Origin of the sequence: Microcoleus sp. BROC3 (assembly GCF_036702515.1) — a bacterium.
Classification (GTDB): Bacteria; Cyanobacteriota; Cyanobacteriia; order Cyanobacteriales; family Microcoleaceae; genus Microcoleus.
In genome coordinates this window covers 1-15228 of the sequence record NZ_JAUBTQ010000092.1, presented here as the reverse complement: position 1 = coordinate 15228, position 15228 = coordinate 1, and the positions used below count along the sequence as shown (strand labels likewise).

13 protein-coding genes are annotated in these 15228 nt (G+C 46.6%); 9 read left to right on the top strand and 4 right to left on the bottom strand.

The window, feature by feature from the left end; genetic code table 11:
* Window positions 1-345 (top strand): transposase (locus QUB30_RS31455; RefSeq protein ID WP_333341921.1); only part of this gene is annotated, 345 nt, incomplete at its 5' end.
* A gap of 1340 nt (window positions 346-1685) precedes the next feature.
* On the opposite strand, the gene QUB30_RS31450 is transcribed toward QUB30_RS31455, so the two are convergent.
* Entirely contained in the window at window positions 1686-1964 is a 279-nt protein-coding gene (locus QUB30_RS31450) for a Photosystem I reaction center subunit PsaK (protein WP_333341919.1), read from the bottom strand.
* 298 nt (window positions 1965-2262) lie between these two features.
* Window positions 2263-2475 (bottom strand): chlorophyll a/b-binding protein, encoded by a 213-nt coding sequence (locus QUB30_RS31445; RefSeq protein WP_333275293.1) that lies wholly within the window; start codon window positions 2473-2475, stop codon window positions 2263-2265.
* 695 nt (window positions 2476-3170) lie between these two features.
* On the opposite strand from QUB30_RS31445, the gene hflX reads away from it, so the two are divergent.
* The 8 genes from hflX to QUB30_RS31405 all read left to right on the top strand — a co-directional run bounded on the left by hflX (window position 3171) and on the right by QUB30_RS31405 (window position 14607).
* Window positions 3171-4763: a GTPase HflX gene (gene hflX, locus QUB30_RS31440; protein ID WP_445300571.1), complete on the top strand. Its 1593-nt coding sequence runs from the start codon at window positions 3171-3173 to the stop codon at window positions 4761-4763.
* 483 nt (window positions 4764-5246) lie between these two features.
* Complete coding sequence (locus QUB30_RS31435) at window positions 5247-5861, top strand: PEP-CTERM sorting domain-containing protein (protein ID WP_333341917.1); 615 nt, start codon at window positions 5247-5249, stop codon at window positions 5859-5861.
* A gap of 193 nt (window positions 5862-6054) precedes the next feature.
* On the top strand, window positions 6055-6318 hold the full coding sequence (gene grxC / locus QUB30_RS31430) for a glutaredoxin 3 (protein WP_333341915.1): 264 nt from the start codon (window positions 6055-6057) through the stop codon (window positions 6316-6318).
* Between the two features lie 67 nt (window positions 6319-6385).
* Window positions 6386-7372 carry a glutathione synthase gene (gshB, locus tag QUB30_RS31425; protein WP_333341913.1) on the top strand — a complete coding sequence of 329 codons (987 nt, stop codon included), beginning with the start codon at window positions 6386-6388 and terminating at the stop codon, window positions 7370-7372.
* Between the two features lie 216 nt (window positions 7373-7588).
* Window positions 7589-8728 carry a Gfo/Idh/MocA family oxidoreductase gene (locus QUB30_RS31420; protein ID WP_333341911.1) on the top strand — a complete coding sequence of 380 codons (1140 nt, stop codon included), beginning with the start codon at window positions 7589-7591 and terminating at the stop codon, window positions 8726-8728.
* A 108-nt stretch (window positions 8729-8836) separates the two neighbouring features.
* Window positions 8837-10675, top strand: a complete 1839-nt coding sequence (locus QUB30_RS31415) for a CHAT domain-containing protein (RefSeq protein WP_333341909.1) — start codon at window positions 8837-8839, stop codon at window positions 10673-10675.
* 166 nt (window positions 10676-10841) lie between these two features.
* The gene (locus QUB30_RS31410; protein WP_333341907.1) at window positions 10842-11423 is read left to right on the top strand and encodes a hypothetical protein; all 582 of its coding nucleotides are present in this window, start codon (window positions 10842-10844) and stop codon (window positions 11421-11423) included.
* A 682-nt stretch (window positions 11424-12105) separates the two neighbouring features.
* On the top strand, window positions 12106-14607 hold the full coding sequence (locus tag QUB30_RS31405) for a glycosyltransferase family 2 protein (RefSeq protein WP_333341905.1): 2502 nt from the start codon (window positions 12106-12108) through the stop codon (window positions 14605-14607).
* 108 nt (window positions 14608-14715) lie between these two features.
* On the opposite strand, the gene QUB30_RS31400 is transcribed toward QUB30_RS31405, so the two are convergent.
* The gene (locus QUB30_RS31400; protein WP_333341903.1) at window positions 14716-14919 is read right to left on the bottom strand and encodes a hypothetical protein; all 204 of its coding nucleotides are present in this window, start codon (window positions 14917-14919) and stop codon (window positions 14716-14718) included.
* Between the two features lie 23 nt (window positions 14920-14942).
* Window positions 14943-15228 (bottom strand): hypothetical protein (locus QUB30_RS31395; protein ID WP_333341901.1); only part of this gene is annotated, 286 nt, incomplete at its 5' end.

Below are 15228 nucleotides of genomic sequence, written 5' to 3'. Positions count from 1 at the left end.
AATGGAGAAGATTTCCAGCAATTTATTGACGCTCTTTCTCTACAATTGGGTGAAGATATTGCCCTGATTCAAATGGAGCGAGCGAGTGCTCATATCACTAATGAACTATCATGGCCCGAAAATTTAATTCCTGTCTGTCAGCCCTCACATAGTCCAGAACTTAATCCAATTGAACGGGTCTGGGAATATATCAAACAGCAACTTCTTGGAGAGGTTTTTACAACACTTGGGCAACTACGAGAGCGCTTGCAACAAGTTCTTGAAAAAATCACTCCTGAGGAAATCTGTTCGTTGTCATCTTACAATTTTATTCTTGAAGCCCTATTCTATGCAGCTTCATATTAAATTGGTATGACCTATCTTTTTTTAACATAAGTCGGTCAAATCTTTGCCCTGTACGGCTTTTGGGCGGGGTTGTCACCCCGCCCGATCACCGCCAGCTTGTGGGCAGGGAGATTATCCATAACAACAACTGCACATTTGCCTAAATTTGGTACTAAAAAGTGTTTAACAAAAACTTCAAATCCCTTGTCACCCATCGACTCCTGCGAGCGTAATTAGTCATACTAATTTTTTAAACTTATTGATCCGACAACTGTGATTCTTGTACCCAATAAAATGGTTTTAAATCGTAGAATCTACTACCGTATCTCGACGAACGAGCGTGGGTTCGTGTCAACCCAATAAAACGCCCATTTCATCCAACAAAAAAACCCGGTTATCAGGGTCAAGATTTTTCACTTTTTCCCAACATTCACACCTCCAAATTTGTACTCTTTCAGCGGCAGACTGACTACTGCGTATGGTCTTTTTTTTCGAGTCAACTTTTGTTTTTTTAGTTCGCGACACATCATACTAGGGCGCTCAAGCTTCCTTGTAGATCAAATGCCAATATTCTGACAACGTGCTATCCGAATGTTTTTTTTCATCAGAATCAATTCAGTCCTGCGCGAGTTTAACACACTTTTAAAACTTCAAAGAAAGTTGTTTGGTTTGAACCTGGTAAGTCGTTTGTTTGTGTTTTAATATTTTTTTAACCAACCCTTTCCTCACATCAAATGTGGCTAATTTCCTCATGGATGTATCGCCTTCTTCAGATATTTTAACTATTTTATAGCAAAATTCGAGCGAATAAGGTTTCATTTTTTTTGCTTATGTACTAAATCCAGTGTATTATATATACATGGAATATGCTGTAATATCCTGACTATGCAGCACTACCTAGAATTGTTCTCTCGTAATTGTCAGGAATGGTGAGGATTAGATATAGTATCATGTCAGAGGAAGCATCAGTCTTTATGGGCATTGAATATTAGTATTTTGTGCCTACAGTTTGGTAACTGAGAATGAGTTGATTGCTAGATTAGGTCATTCCTAAGAACCTCACAAATTTTAACTACTTTTATGGAAGTCTTATAAGTCTTGAAAACAGCTAGATCTTATAGATTGGTGCGATATCCGCAGACACGGACGTAGGTGCAGCAGATCAAGCTAGTTTGGGCTTGAAATTTGTTTAAGTCCCGTTAGTTATAAATCCCTGGTAAAAAAACGATTTATACGTCACTCCCGATCTAAAAATAAAATAAACTAGGGGTGAGAGATTTTCACTTACCCCTGCCATTTTTGCTCCGGCTTTTAACAACCAATTTTAGTAATAAATCGCCACAAAAGCTCGGAAATTGCTCCTAAAAATACTTGTCGATTTTGAGGGTCAAAATCATGAATGTTCCCAGCAAATGACCTGCGCTCATGCAAGCCAGAAATGCCGGTACGCTAACATTTTTGAACAAAGACGGGAAGGGCAAAGGCATTTTCGGTCCGATGTGGGGATACCAAATTCGGCGGCTGAGAACTAGCAATGCTAAGATATTGCAAACAAACATCACCAGAGGCTTTTGCCAATTTCCTGATGCTGTGTCAGTCACAGTCGATGCTACTACTGCCAGTAAATTTGAGTTAATCATCGTGGATGCTCCTATTTTTCATAAACTATCCCAAATGCTCGATGAGATTTCTTGTCAAAAATCCAGCAGGGGCGATCGCCTTTACGCCATAAATATCTGTTGCTATTAATATTTACCGCGCCAGCGACAGCGCCCCCACCCGGAATCATCGAATCACAGCACGAAGTCTTTTAATGCCGTTCAAAAGTAACGAAAGATACAAATGGACGAAACCATACTCCCTGCCATTTGTAACTTTTAGCCTGTCTGGCAGTGGCGGCATTTCCTCACGTTGCCAGACAGGAAAAACAGCTACTCATTAGTGAGCAATGTAGGTAGGCAGAAAGTGAAGTATGTCACGCAGAACGCTAAATCCAGCCGCGTCCCAAAGCAAATAAGCTAAGAAACCGATCATCGCTAAGCGACCGTTCCAAAGTTCTGCTTGCGGGTTGAAGCCAAACAGAAAGGCATTCCGATCTTTGCCGTTGTAGGCATTAGCCGTAGGAGGCAAGTTAGTAGGACGGGTTTCCATGTTTTTACATTCCTTAACAATGTTTCGCTTATCATCGTAGCGACCTAATTTCTACTTTGCTATCTGCCTCTAGGCTCAAGATATACACAAGTCTAAAGGAGGAGTTTGAGACAAAAAAATATGTGTTAAGTTTTGTTTATCCAGATGATTTAAGCGAGCGCTTGTATCTGTAGATACTGAATACAACCGCAAGTTTAAAGGGCAGTGAAATGTCCGATCGCGCTGCTGCGACAAACAACGGCGCTTTTTACTCGTCAGTTGATTTGAGATTTTAGATTTACTCCACAGATGAATCTGGAAGCTTGAACTAAGCTCTAAAATTTTGGCAGACTCACGACTGTTGTCGGAAAGCAAGTATCCGTTTTTGAGCGGGCCCATACTGAATCCGCGCTCTGCTAGGTGCAAGAAAATTTACTAAATTTCAACTCAAAAGCCGAACACATCGCGCTGGAGTTAATTAAAATAGGAGATAAACAGATCGATCGGGAGAAACAGTTATCGAAACCATCTACGGCAATCTTCAAGGTTTAAAGTCCAGCCAGCTCAAGCAACTCGAAAAGCTTTACCACCAGCGACTACCGGGCGATCGCATCACCACTGCAGAATTCGCCCAGCGCGTCGCAGGCATCAGCACGGAAATAGACAAACCAATCTGCACCTACATCAACCGCCGCGGACAAGTAATTCGCGTCGGCGTGGGTACACCCCGCCAAACGCAGATTGCGCCCTTAGAATTGCCCCGCTACGGGGGAGGTCGCCTCAGCGGCATTCGCTGCATCGCCACCCACTTGAAGTCAGAAACCCCAAGCGAAGCAGCTCTCACAGCAATGGCAATTCAGCGCTTGGACGCCCTCGTTTGGCTGACACTGACCGGCGGAGGATTTCAGCGCCGCGGTGGCGGTGGGACAGGCTACATCCAAGAAACTTATCTCGCTCACCTGATACCCCAGGGAGACCAGCCAAATTTTGAGTTCTCTGTTTTGAGCGCTCAGTTAGAACCAGATTCAACTGATGAAATAGAAGAGCCTTCAATTCAAAAGTCACTAATTCAAACTCAACACTTTCCCTGGAAAATATCAGAACCCCTGAATTTGGACGAACTCGCCGACCAAGACTTTCTGGATTTGGTGGAAGGACTCGAAGCAGAGTTTGAAGCAGAGTTTGTCGCTAAGCAGGTCGATGCAGACCAAGACAAAGTGCTGTTGGTAGGTGTAATGACTCAGCACATGACTCTGTTGGAGTTTGAGGACGGGCTCGCAGAAATCACGCGGCTGGTTGAAAGCGCCGGAGGTCAGGTTCTGCAAACAGTGCGCCAAAAACGATCGCGCCCCCATCCGCAGACAGTGGTCGGCGAAGGCAAAGTTCAGGAAATTTCCCTTACCGCTCAGACGATTAGCGCTAACCTCGTGGTATTCGATCGCGACCTGGCCCCCGCACAAATACGGAACTTGGAAACTCAGATAGGTATCCGCGTAGTCGATCGAACAGAGGTAATTCTCGACATCTTTGCCCAAAGAGCTCGATCGAGCGAGGGTAAATTGCAAGTCGAACTCGCTCAGCTACAGTACAACCTGCCCCGGCTCAGAGGTCGCGGTCAGGCAATGTCGAGACAGGGCGGCGGCATCGGTACCAGAGGTCCCGGGGAAACCAAACTCGAAACCGAACGGCGGACGATCGCCAAACGCATTTCTCGATTGCAGCAAGAAGTAAATCAACTGCTGGCCCACCGCTTTCGGCTGCGGCAGAACCGGCACCACCACGAGGTACCCTCAGTGGCGATCGTCGGCTACACCAACGCCGGTAAATCGACTCTGCTCAACCTGCTCACCAATTCCGAGGTCTACGCCGCCGACCAGTTATTTGCCACCCTCGACCCCACAACCCGACGGTTGACCATTGCCGGCGTCACCGGGGAACCCCTGTCGATCGTGCTCACAGATACAGTGGGCTTTATTCGCGAACTGCCTCCCGCCTTGATCGACGCTTTTCGGGCTACTCTCGAAGAAGTCACTGACGCCGATGCTTTGCTGCATCTCGTCGATCTCTCCCATCCCGCGTGGCAGAGTCAAATTCGATCGGTCATGAATATTTTGACAGATATGCCCGTAACTCCCGGGCCAGCCCTTGTAGTTTTTAACAAAATCGATGCCGTAGATGGAGATACTCTCGCCCTCGCCCGAGAAGAGTTTCCTCAAGCCGTATTTATTTCGGCGGCCAAAGGTCTCGGGATGGAAACTCTCCGCGACAGACTAGCTCAGCTCATTCAATACGCCCTCTACCCTCGGTAAATACTTAAATATTACTTTTAAGTAGTTGACATTCCGGAATACACGTACATATACTGAGGACAGATATCGTCGAACCATGAGATGATAATAAGAGTAGTCAGATTGTGCATTGCGCAAAGTACAATACAGCAGAGCTAGTTTGCGAGCCGTTAAATAATTAATTTCAGGAGGCGGCGGTCAAGGTAAAAACACTCTTTGTTAATGGCTGTAACGGCCCTTGGTTGAGAGGTGCAAAAAGATGTTGCTTCACTCCGTGCAAACCACTAATCAGTGCCAACCACGCTAGGCGGGGCTAAGGTGAAAGAGAATAGTATGACTAAAGTGTTTGGGCGATCGCCTCAAGCGCTATACTATCTTTTACAGGTGCCCGCCACAGAAAACATCAATTTATTCTCAGATATCTAAAATCCTTGCCCGTCGTGCAGCGCTAATCTCTAGCACTCTTTCTATTTTCCGATTTTACCAATGTTTAACTAAATAGTTATGTGTACGCCACTGGCAAAACTAGCAATTGGACTCTCTGCCACAATGGCAACAGCGTTCTACTATCTAGCTGCCGCCCCTCCGGCTTCAGCAGCCATCGATGTGTGCGGGCCCGGAAACTTTTCAGATGAGTGCGTGAAGGGTCAGCAATCAACAGGGGCCTCATCATCAACATCCCTGCGAGACCCCGTACCGGACGCGCAGGTAGCCGAACCGCAGGTAGCCGAACCAGAGCCGTTACCGGAAGCGCCGGTAGTAGAACCGCAACTGGCCTCGCCAGAGCCGTTACCGGAAGCGCCGGTAGTCCTCCAATCACCAGAACCGACAGTAGACACCGTAGCGCCGACGCAGCCTGCAGTCGAATCGCCACTCACCCCGCCAGAGCCTACAGAGCAATTACCTGATGCCCAACCACCTGCGGTCATGACAAATCCGATAGTGCCACCTGCACCCATAGTGGCACCAACGCCGAATTTTCCTAATATATACGAAAATACCTCGGTCAGGACAACAGCGATCCCAGAACCGGGTACTGTGGTAGCACTCCTCGTTACAGGCGCAGGAATCATCGGTTTCGGCAGAAAACGAAACAAGCAGGTCGGTCAGCAACGGTAGGCAGGCCGAAGGTGCTGCTTGTTTTCAAAATCTCTCCGCTTGTTGAAGCGCGGGTATTTTTTTAGGTGTACGGTAAAATAAAAGAAAATTGTATAAATAATAACTTTACACGTTGCTGGCTACAACTATATAAAAATTCAAATAAGATTGGTTAAGATTACAATAAAAAATATTGTTATTGTAAGCGTGTCCGATGACCCCTAAAGTAGAAATTTACACTTGGAGAACCTGCCCGTTTTGCATTCGTGCTAAAGCACTCCTGAAGCGAAAAAGGGTGGACTTTACAGAGTACGCGATCGACGGAGATGAAGCAGCACGGGATCAAATGACCGATCGAGCCCACGGAGGCCGTACCCTGCCCCAAATATTCATTAACGACCAACACATAGGCGGCTGCGACGACATCCACCAACTGGATTCTCAAGGCCTGCTAGATCCGCTGCTAGCAGCAAAATAACGCTTTTCCTGTTGACTTTTCAGTTAGCCCAAATTTTCCGGCGACCAATTCTTAATTTTAACTGACAATGAAATTTGCATTCATCATCGATCCCCTCGCGCGACTAATTCCAGGACACGATACCAGCGTAGCGCTGATGGAAGCCGCTCAAGAGTTGGGTCACGAAGTCTGGGCGACTCAAGCTAACGAATTAAGCGTCATCGGCGGCAAAACCTGGGCAATGCTCAGTCGGGTAGCCCTCACCCCAGTCAAAGTCGTAGATGGACGCTGGGAGGCTGCTGAGGCTTGGTACCAGGTAGAACAGCCTACTTTGCAGCCTCTGGAAGCAATGGACGCAGTATTTATGCGGACAGACCCCCCAGTCAACATTCCTTACCTCTACGCTACTTACCTTCTAGACGGCATCGATCCGGGTAAAACTTTGGTAGTTAACAGTCCCAAAGGATTGCGGGCGGCGAATGAAAAGATGTATGCTTTGCAATTTGAGGGAGCGATCCCCGAGACAATTGTTTCTCAAAATAAGCAGGTAATTCGGCAATTTGTTGAGAAAAAAGGAGCGGCAGTTCTTAAACCATTGGGTGGCAAAGCTGGCGAGGGGATTTTGTTCTTGGAGGCGGGCGATCGCAATCTTAACTCCCTGGTGGAAATTAGCACTCAACAAGGGCAAATTCCAGTGATGGTTCAGACTTATCTGCCGGAAGCCAAAGAGGGAGATAAACGGATTATATTGTTAGACGGCAAGCCCATCGGTGCTATCAACCGCATTCCCACCGGCAATGAATTTCGCGGCAACATGGCCGTCGGCGGCCGAGTCGCAAAAACAGAAATTACCGATCGCGAACTGCAAATTTGCGCTCAGTTAGAACCAGTGCTGCAACGAGACGGACTGTACTTTGTCGGCATTGATATCATTGGCGGTTATCTCACAGAAGTTAATGTCACCAGCCCTACAGGGATCAGAGAAATTGACTTGTTTGACGGCGTTAGTTTGGGCAAACAAGTAATTGAATGGGTGGAGAAGGAAGAAGGAAGAAGAAAGAAGGAAGAAGGATGAGGGAAGAAGCCAAGCACGACACAGATGAGGACACGGATACACGGATTAATTATCGACCTTCAGGCAGATGTTGCGGTCATTAGTTATTGGTTAGTTGCTACCAATTCCCAATTCCCTGTTGGGCCGATGCCCTGTTGGGCCGATGCCCAATTCCCAATTCCCAATTCCCAATTCCCAATTCCCAATTCCCAATTCCCAATTACTAATTATTAAATTATGTCAAAAATAGGCGTTGCAGTAGTCGGTACAGGTTTCGGTCAAAAAGTACACCTTCCCGGCTTCCAAGCCCATCACCGGACAGAGGTTGTTGCTGTTTACCACCGGAATTTAGACAAAGCAAAGGCGATCGCCTCTACCCACAATATCCCCTACGCTTGCGACTCGATCGCCGATATAGTAGCCATCCCAGAAGTAGCGGGCGCCAGCATTTCCACACCGCCATTTTTGCATTTTGAAATGGCAAAAACCGTCTTGGAAGCAGGCAAGCATTTATTATTAGAAAAACCCACAGCCCTGACAGCAAATGAAGCCAGGGAACTTTACCGATTGGCCAACAACGAATCTCAAACCGATTTTAAAAATGGTGGTTCGAGAGCAATTGCCACAATGGACTTTGAGTTTCGCTTCATCCCCGCATGGCAAATGCTAGCAGAATTATTGGCAGCAGAATATGTGGGAGAAAAGCGTTTAATTAAGATTGATTGGCTGGTGTCGAGCCGCGCTGATGCGAGTCGCCCCTGGAATTGGTACGCGCAAAAAGAGCGAGGAGGCGGAGTTTTGGGCGCGACAGGTTCTCACGTTTTTGATTATATTAGCTGGCTGTTCGGCCCGCCGCAGAGGCTTTCTGGGCATTTGATTACAGGAATTTCGCGGCGGCCCGATCCGAATGATTGGGGAAGTTTAAAATTAGTTGATGCCGATGATTCGTGCACGTTGATGTTGGAATTAGCCGGGGGAACTCCTTGTCAAGTTTGTTTGAGTTCTGTTACTTATCAAGGGCGAGGACACTGGGTGGAAATATACGGGAGTAAGGGTACGTTGGTGTTGGGAAGCGATAACCAGCAAGATTACGTCCACGGATTTCGCTTGTGGGGTTCCCAAGGTGGAGAACCTTTAGCTGAAATCAAAATTCCTCAAAGATTGGAGTTTCCTCAAGTTTATCCAGACGGGAGGATTGCACCGTTTATTCGAGTAGTAGATAGGTGGGTAGAAGCAATAGATGGCGGTAAATCGTTGATACCGTCGCTCAGAGAAGGGGTTTACTCTCAGTTGTTGATGGATTTGACCCAGGAGTCGAATGCTACGGGAACTTGGGTAGATTTACCGAATTTAGATAAATTTTTGGGCACTAAGTAAAAGTGAAGCATCCCAAAGCAATCTCACGCACTCGATCGCACCCCAAACCCGATAAACTACGAATAGATAAACTCAATCCAACCCTATATCCAGAGTCGATAGTTGTGAATGGCGCGCCCTGAAAGTCCTTGCCTCAGTATAGCGATCGCTCGCCTGAGAACCGCTGGGGCAAACCATTTTGCCACTTGGGTTCTACAAGCTCCCTATCCCAGCGGGTATGTTCACCACGACTGTATGTGGCCCGATACCCTCTCCCAATCTTGGAAAGCTTGGCAGGAAATGTTTTCGCCCTCCGGGACAATTCACGAATTGCCCCTAAATCCTGATGGCAGTTTCGTCTCGCCGGAAAACAACCAGAATATACTGGCAGAAACTGAACAACGAAGTCCTCAGTCGCTAGACCTCGCTCCAGCGACGCCCTCTGTGCCGCTCCACCTCGGTCAACGGGGGTGGGGCGAGAAGGGGGATCAGCATCCGCCTCGGCCACCAGCAAGCTACAGCAGCCGCCTGATGCAGCATTTGGGGATTAATCTTTGGCAGTGGCTGTTTGAAGGCCCGATTCAGGGTAGTCTCCAGGAAAGTAAAGGTATTGCGATCGGGCAAAATCTACCCCTGCGAGTACGCGTAGACTTGCGCGAACCGTATTTAATTGCTTTGCCTTGGGAAATTATGCAGCCGCAAGCCGGTCAACCGGCAATTTCTCTGTCGCAGCAACTGCTGTTCAGCCGCACTACCAGCAATGTTGAACCTTTGCCACCCCTGCAGCCTGCGGAGTCGCTCAACATTTTGCTAGTTTTGGGACAAGCAGAACCCGGCCGCGGCGCTAACTCTCAATTTTCCAACAGCAATAACGGTCATTTGCAGTTGGGAGAAGAAGCGCTCGCCTTAGCTGCCGTTCTGGAAAGTGCTTTTCAAACCGACGACAGTGGCAAATATTTTGACATCAGCGTTCCGACTCGCGTCGATACTCTGATCGAACCTACTCCGGCGGAACTAATTTCTCGGCTGGAAACGCAAGCTTACAACATTCTGTTTTACGCCGGCCACGGAATACCGGGCCCCGACGGCGGCTTGCTATTTTTGGGGCCGGAAACGGCGATTAACGGTACTGAACTGGCTCAGGTATTAGTTCGATGCCGCGTGACTCTGGCGGTGTTTAATGCCTGCTGGGGAGCTCAGCCGGCGGTGGAGAGGCTGCACTCAACTAACGGCCAGCAACAGGCGATCGCCCGCAGCAGTTTGGCGGAGGTACTGATCCATCACGGGGTGCCTGCGGTGTTGGGGATGCGGGACTCGATCGCCGATCGCGAGGCCCTGAGTTTTATCCAAACTTTTGCCCAAGCTTTGGCCGGACGGATGTCGATCGATCGGGCCGTCGCCGTCGCCAGACAGCAGTTACTGACGCTTTACAAGTTCAATCAACCCGCTTGGACGCTGCCTGTGCTGTATATGCACCCTGAGTTTGACGGTCAGCTAACTGAGCCGGTAGATGACCTCAAAACTGAATTGCCTTTAAATTCTTCTACTTGGCTGGGACGGTTGCCGTCTTGTGCTTATTTGCGGGGGCGCGATCGACCAAATGCCAAATCCACCGACTCGACCAATCAGGTTTGGCCGATTCGCGCCGGTATGGTTCGAGTCGGACGCTGGGAAGAAAACGACGTAGTGATTCGAGAACAGTGGGTTTCTCAAAAACACGCCGAGATTTTCTGCCGAAACACGATCGGAGATAGCCGGGAAGAACCTAGCTACTTCCTGCGCGATTTTTCTCGTTATGGGACTCTAGTTTTGGGCTCTGAGGGATGGCAGAGAGTTCACCACCAAGAATTGCTGCTACGCAGCGGGACTCAGCTAAAATTTGGCAGTTCTCAAGGTCAGATTTTTGAGTTCACTATTGAGGTTCCCAAAACTTCGGGCTACAGTGAGACTGATTGCGGAACGAATTAAGGTGCGCGTGTAGCTAATGAAGGCAAGCGGCGAGTGGCACAGCAAAGTTCTGGGCGTTGAGTCTCCAATCTGAATTTAAAAGAGTTACTTACCACTGATAGCTCCCAACTAGCTCTTGGCACAGTCCCCCTTCTATATTTTCCTTTTCCCCCTGAGGTATTACATCATGGCTACCCAATCTCCTGATTCTGAATATTTTCGCGACTCACAAACTCAGGCCCAGATGGAACTTCTCGCCACAATAGTTCAGACTGATGTTGCTTATCCCTGGAATCCTGCACAGCTTGAATCAGAATCTTATTTGGCTGCCCTAGAGCAGGAATTTGCGCTATCTGATTCCTTCAGCGACAGCGATATTGCCCTGAAATCGCAAGTTTTATTCTCGCAATTAGAACAAGTTTGGCTGACGACTGCTCTGCAAAAGTCTTTGCGCGAAAAATTTGCTCGCGTTCCTCAAGATTTTGTGGCCCGCATCGCTCAAAGCGTGCAAAACGCAACTGTTAAGTATCAATCTTTAGCTGACCAAATGGTAGAGTGCGTGTTAGATATTTTGCCTCAGTGGGCTGAGGAAGATTTGCAGGTGTTGGCGCGTCCTTTGGCTTATGCCATGCGAGATGTTGATTCGGAAGGGGGGGAATTGGTCATGGCGACTAATAGACCTTGGGCCCAATTGTCGGAAATAGAACAAGCTAGAGTTAGTTTGGCTGTCGCCCGCTATGCAATCTCGCAATTAGCAATTGCTGATTAGTTCTTTGAGGGCTGAGTTTTTGTGCTGCGATAGCGGTAATTTTTTTAAATTAATATAAAATTAATCTACCTTTAGTTAGATGTCAAATTCGTCTAATTATTAAACCCTAGGGATTGCTATAGTTTGATATAGCAATCCTATTTGATTTGTAGACAAGATAATTTTTTTTGAACTATAGCAAGCGCGCCAGACGGTTAGGACCCAGATGTGGTAGCATTTTCAATCAGCTTTTTATGGGCGGCGTCGCAGAAACGACCCACAAGAATTATTTTTTATTATGGAACAAGCCGGAAAGCCTGTTGCTGACATTGCTGAAGATTGCTTCTGATATCTTTTCCGGTTGGGTGGGAATGATCGAGTCAAGGTCGCACAATTCCACATTCCCCCACTCCCCACTCCCCACTTCCGACTCCCCATCATTCCAGTGTTACCGAAATTGATAGGACTTCTCTACTCGGTAACTAAAGCCTTATTCCTTCTTCCTTCTGCTATATTTTGCCAGGTTTGGACTCGCTAAGCAGTTTGGCAACCGCAAGCAAGATGAATTATCATACAAGGGTCAAAATGTTAAAAAATGTAAATAGAGTAATTGAGGTGTGTCGGAATTTTCAACTGAATTAAAAAGTGGACAGCAGGAAACTCTGACTGTTGGAGGCACGATCGGGAATTTTAAATATATTTTATGACAACTTCAAGATTTGACCTTCAAGACTTGAAACGCCGCTTTGGGCGGATTTCGCGGGTGCCGGCGGCAACGCTAGTCGTTTTGGGGGCGGTTGCTTTCGCCGGTGCGATCGCCGGAGCCTGGTTTGCGCGTGAAGGCACTGTCAGCGGCATTTTTGCCACAATCAACACTTGGCAGCAAAACCCGTCCGTGTGGCTGCAAGTGCCTGCTACGAGCAAGATGTATTTGTTAGTGCCGACTGTCGCGCTTGTCTCTGTTGCTTTAGCTGCAATTAAAATTTCGCCTCAACCCCAGAAATGGTCGCGTGCTGTGGTAGTTGCAATAGTTCTGGCTTTAACCATTCGCTACGTTTTGTGGCGATCGCTAGCTACTCTCAATTTAAGCGATCCCCTCAACGGTATCTTTAGTTTGGGGCTGTTTTTCCTAGAAATGTTAATGATTTTCACCACCAGCATTCAACTGTATTTAATGCTGAGAGTGAAAGACCGACGTCGAGAAGCCGATCGCATGGCAGTTGCAGTTGAATCTGGAAACTTTGCCCCGCCCGTAGATATTTTTATCCCAACTTACAACGAACCGGCTTTTATTTTACGGCGCACTGTAATCGGCTGTCAAGCTTTAGATTATCCCAACAAAAAAGTATATTTGCTCGACGATACTAAGCGGCATGAAATCAATTTGCTGGCAAAAGAACTGGGATGCGAGTATATAACCAGACCAGATAATATTCACGCCAAAGCTGGAAACATCAATCACGCCACAGCCCTAACTAATGGAGAACTAATTGTAGTTTTTGATGCCGACTTTATTCCTACTAAAAACTTTTTAAATAGAACAGTTGGATTTTTTCAAGATACACAAATCGCCCTCGTTCAAACACCGCAAAGCTTTTACAACCACGATCCCATCGCCCGCAATTTAGGTTTAGAAAATGTGCTCGCGCCGGAAGAAGAAGTATTTTACAGGCAAATTGAAATCATCAAAGACAGCGCCGACAGCGTGATTTGTTGCGGTACATCTTTTGTAGTTAGGCGCAGTGCTTTAGAAACAGTAGGAGGCGTGGTCACAGATTCAATTTGCGAAGATTATTTTACCGGAATTAGACTGTCAGCAACCGGGTATCGCTTAGTTTATTTAGATGAAAAATTGAGTGCTGGTTTGGCAGCAGAAAACATAGAGGCTCATCTAACTCAAAGGCTACGCTGGGCGCGAGGCACGCTTCAGGCATTTTTTATTGATTCCAATCCTTTGACGATTCGCGGTCTCAGACTCGTACAAAGGCTGTCTCACTTGGAAGGATTGCTGCACTGGTTTACCAGTTTAACCAGGGTTTTGTTTCTATTGATGCCTTTAGCTTATTCGTTTCTCGGCATACTTCCTTTGCGGGCAAGTGCGCGGGAATTGCTGTACTTTTTCCTGCCTTACTATTTGGTGCAAGTTACTGTGTTTTCTTGGCTGAACCGCAGATCGCGATCGGCTTTACTTTCCGATGTTTATTCATTCGTCCAGTGTATTCCTTTAGCGGTAACTGTGGTGAGTGCAATGCTAAATCCCTTTGAGAAAGGGTTTAAGGTGACGCCGAAAGGAATTGCCAGCGATCGCTTTAGTTTTAACTGGAATTTGGGATGGCCTTTAATTGCCTTGTTCGTCGCTACAGCATTCAGTTTGTGGCAGAATGTAAACATTAATTTAGTTCAAAATATTGGCAGCGTACAGGCAATATCAGAAAGTGCAGAGTTGTTAAAAGGCATGAGTTTGGGATGGATTTGGAGCGTTTACAACTTGCTGATGCTGGGGATTGCATTACTAATTTTGGTGGATATTCCTAAGCCGGACATTTACGAATGGTTCAATTTACGCAGGGTTGTACAATTGAATATGGGTGGTCAAAGTTTTTGGGGTATAACGACTGTCATTTCGGAAAGTGGCGCTGAAGTTGCTCTGACACAGCGGCCAAGTTTTGCGGTGGAAAATAAAGGCAGTAAAGAGAGTTTTACTGCAGCAGAGATTTTGCCAAAATATGCCTTTGAGACAAGTTTATCGCAGGATAAAATAAAAGCGCTCCCTCGCAGTGCGGCAGTCAAAACCAGGAACTCGCTAGCGCCCTCTGCTGTTGAGTTGGGCGCTGAGGGTCGTTTAACCAAAGGTTTGATTGATTGCGATTCGGCGACTCTAGAAATTATGGAAGAGGAATGTTTTATTCCTGTGGCTAAGATTGAGTTTGTGAGCAATAAATCTCAGTTGGAGTCGAGTTTTCGCGATGATGTTGGGTGCAGTTTGGTGGAGTTTCCCACTGTCCGAATTGCGTTCGATCGCCTGAACATTACCCAGCACCGCTGTTTGATCGAAATGCTGTACTGTCGACCGGGTCAGTGGAAGCGGCAGGAAACTCCCGGAGAATGGCGATCTCTGTGGTTATTGTTGAGAATCGCCTTGAAACCGAGAGCCGTTTTTGAGAGGAATAGACAAGTTAGGCCGATCAGAGTTTCGCAACTTTAAATCAATTCTCTGATCGCATTTATTTTTCTATCTTATACCAATTCTTCAAAGTTATGCTACAGTATCCAAAGCTGATAAAATGTACTCCGATTCGGCTAGAGACGCTATTTATTCTGTTGAAAATTTCCTAATAAAAGCGCCAACTTTTTCTTTAAGCTCATCTAAAATTTCATAGATAGTCCAACTAAGTTCTTCTTTAATTTGTCCCCATATTCTCTCAAGTGGATTCACTTCTGGACAACAAGCAGGTTGAAAAATCAATAGAATATCCAGAAGGTATTTTGGGAATACTACTATGATGAAACCTGCCATTATCTACTTAAATAATATTTAAATTATCTGGATATTTCTCGGCTAGTTGGTCTAAAAATAGTTGAAAGCACATACCATCTCAATGTGAAAACTCCAACAAAAAAAATCTCTCGTTTGTAGTGCAACTGCACCAGATAAATAGGGCTTGCTGAATAATCGATCGCTTTCTGACGATCGGGAGCGATCAATATCTTCAAGCTCGACTTAATATAAGCTTTTCCTGTGTTAATCTCCGGTACATATAATTTTGAATTATCTTCAATCCCAAAATAGGTGTTGTTTTGCCCGCTCGACATAAAAACACACAAA

Coding starts and splice junctions, on each gene's coding strand:
- QUB30_RS31450 (WP_333341919.1), bottom strand. CDS start 1,964: ATGATTAACTCAAATTTACTGGCAGTAGTAGCATCGACTGTGACTGAC.
- QUB30_RS31445 (WP_333275293.1), bottom strand. CDS start 2,475: ATGGAAACCCGTCCTACTAACTTGCCTCCTACGGCTAATGCCTACAAC.
- QUB30_RS31435 (WP_333341917.1), top strand. CDS start 5,247: ATGTGTACGCCACTGGCAAAACTAGCAATTGGACTCTCTGCCACAATG.
- grxC (WP_333341915.1), top strand. CDS start 6,055: ATGACCCCTAAAGTAGAAATTTACACTTGGAGAACCTGCCCGTTTTGC.
- gshB (WP_333341913.1), top strand. CDS start 6,386: ATGAAATTTGCATTCATCATCGATCCCCTCGCGCGACTAATTCCAGGA.
- QUB30_RS31420 (WP_333341911.1), top strand. CDS start 7,589: ATGTCAAAAATAGGCGTTGCAGTAGTCGGTACAGGTTTCGGTCAAAAA.
- QUB30_RS31415 (WP_333341909.1), top strand. CDS start 8,837: ATGGCGCGCCCTGAAAGTCCTTGCCTCAGTATAGCGATCGCTCGCCTG.
- QUB30_RS31410 (WP_333341907.1), top strand. CDS start 10,842: ATGGCTACCCAATCTCCTGATTCTGAATATTTTCGCGACTCACAAACT.
- QUB30_RS31405 (WP_333341905.1), top strand. CDS start 12,106: ATGACAACTTCAAGATTTGACCTTCAAGACTTGAAACGCCGCTTTGGG.
- QUB30_RS31400 (WP_333341903.1), bottom strand. CDS start 14,919: ATGGCAGGTTTCATCATAGTAGTATTCCCAAAATACCTTCTGGATATT.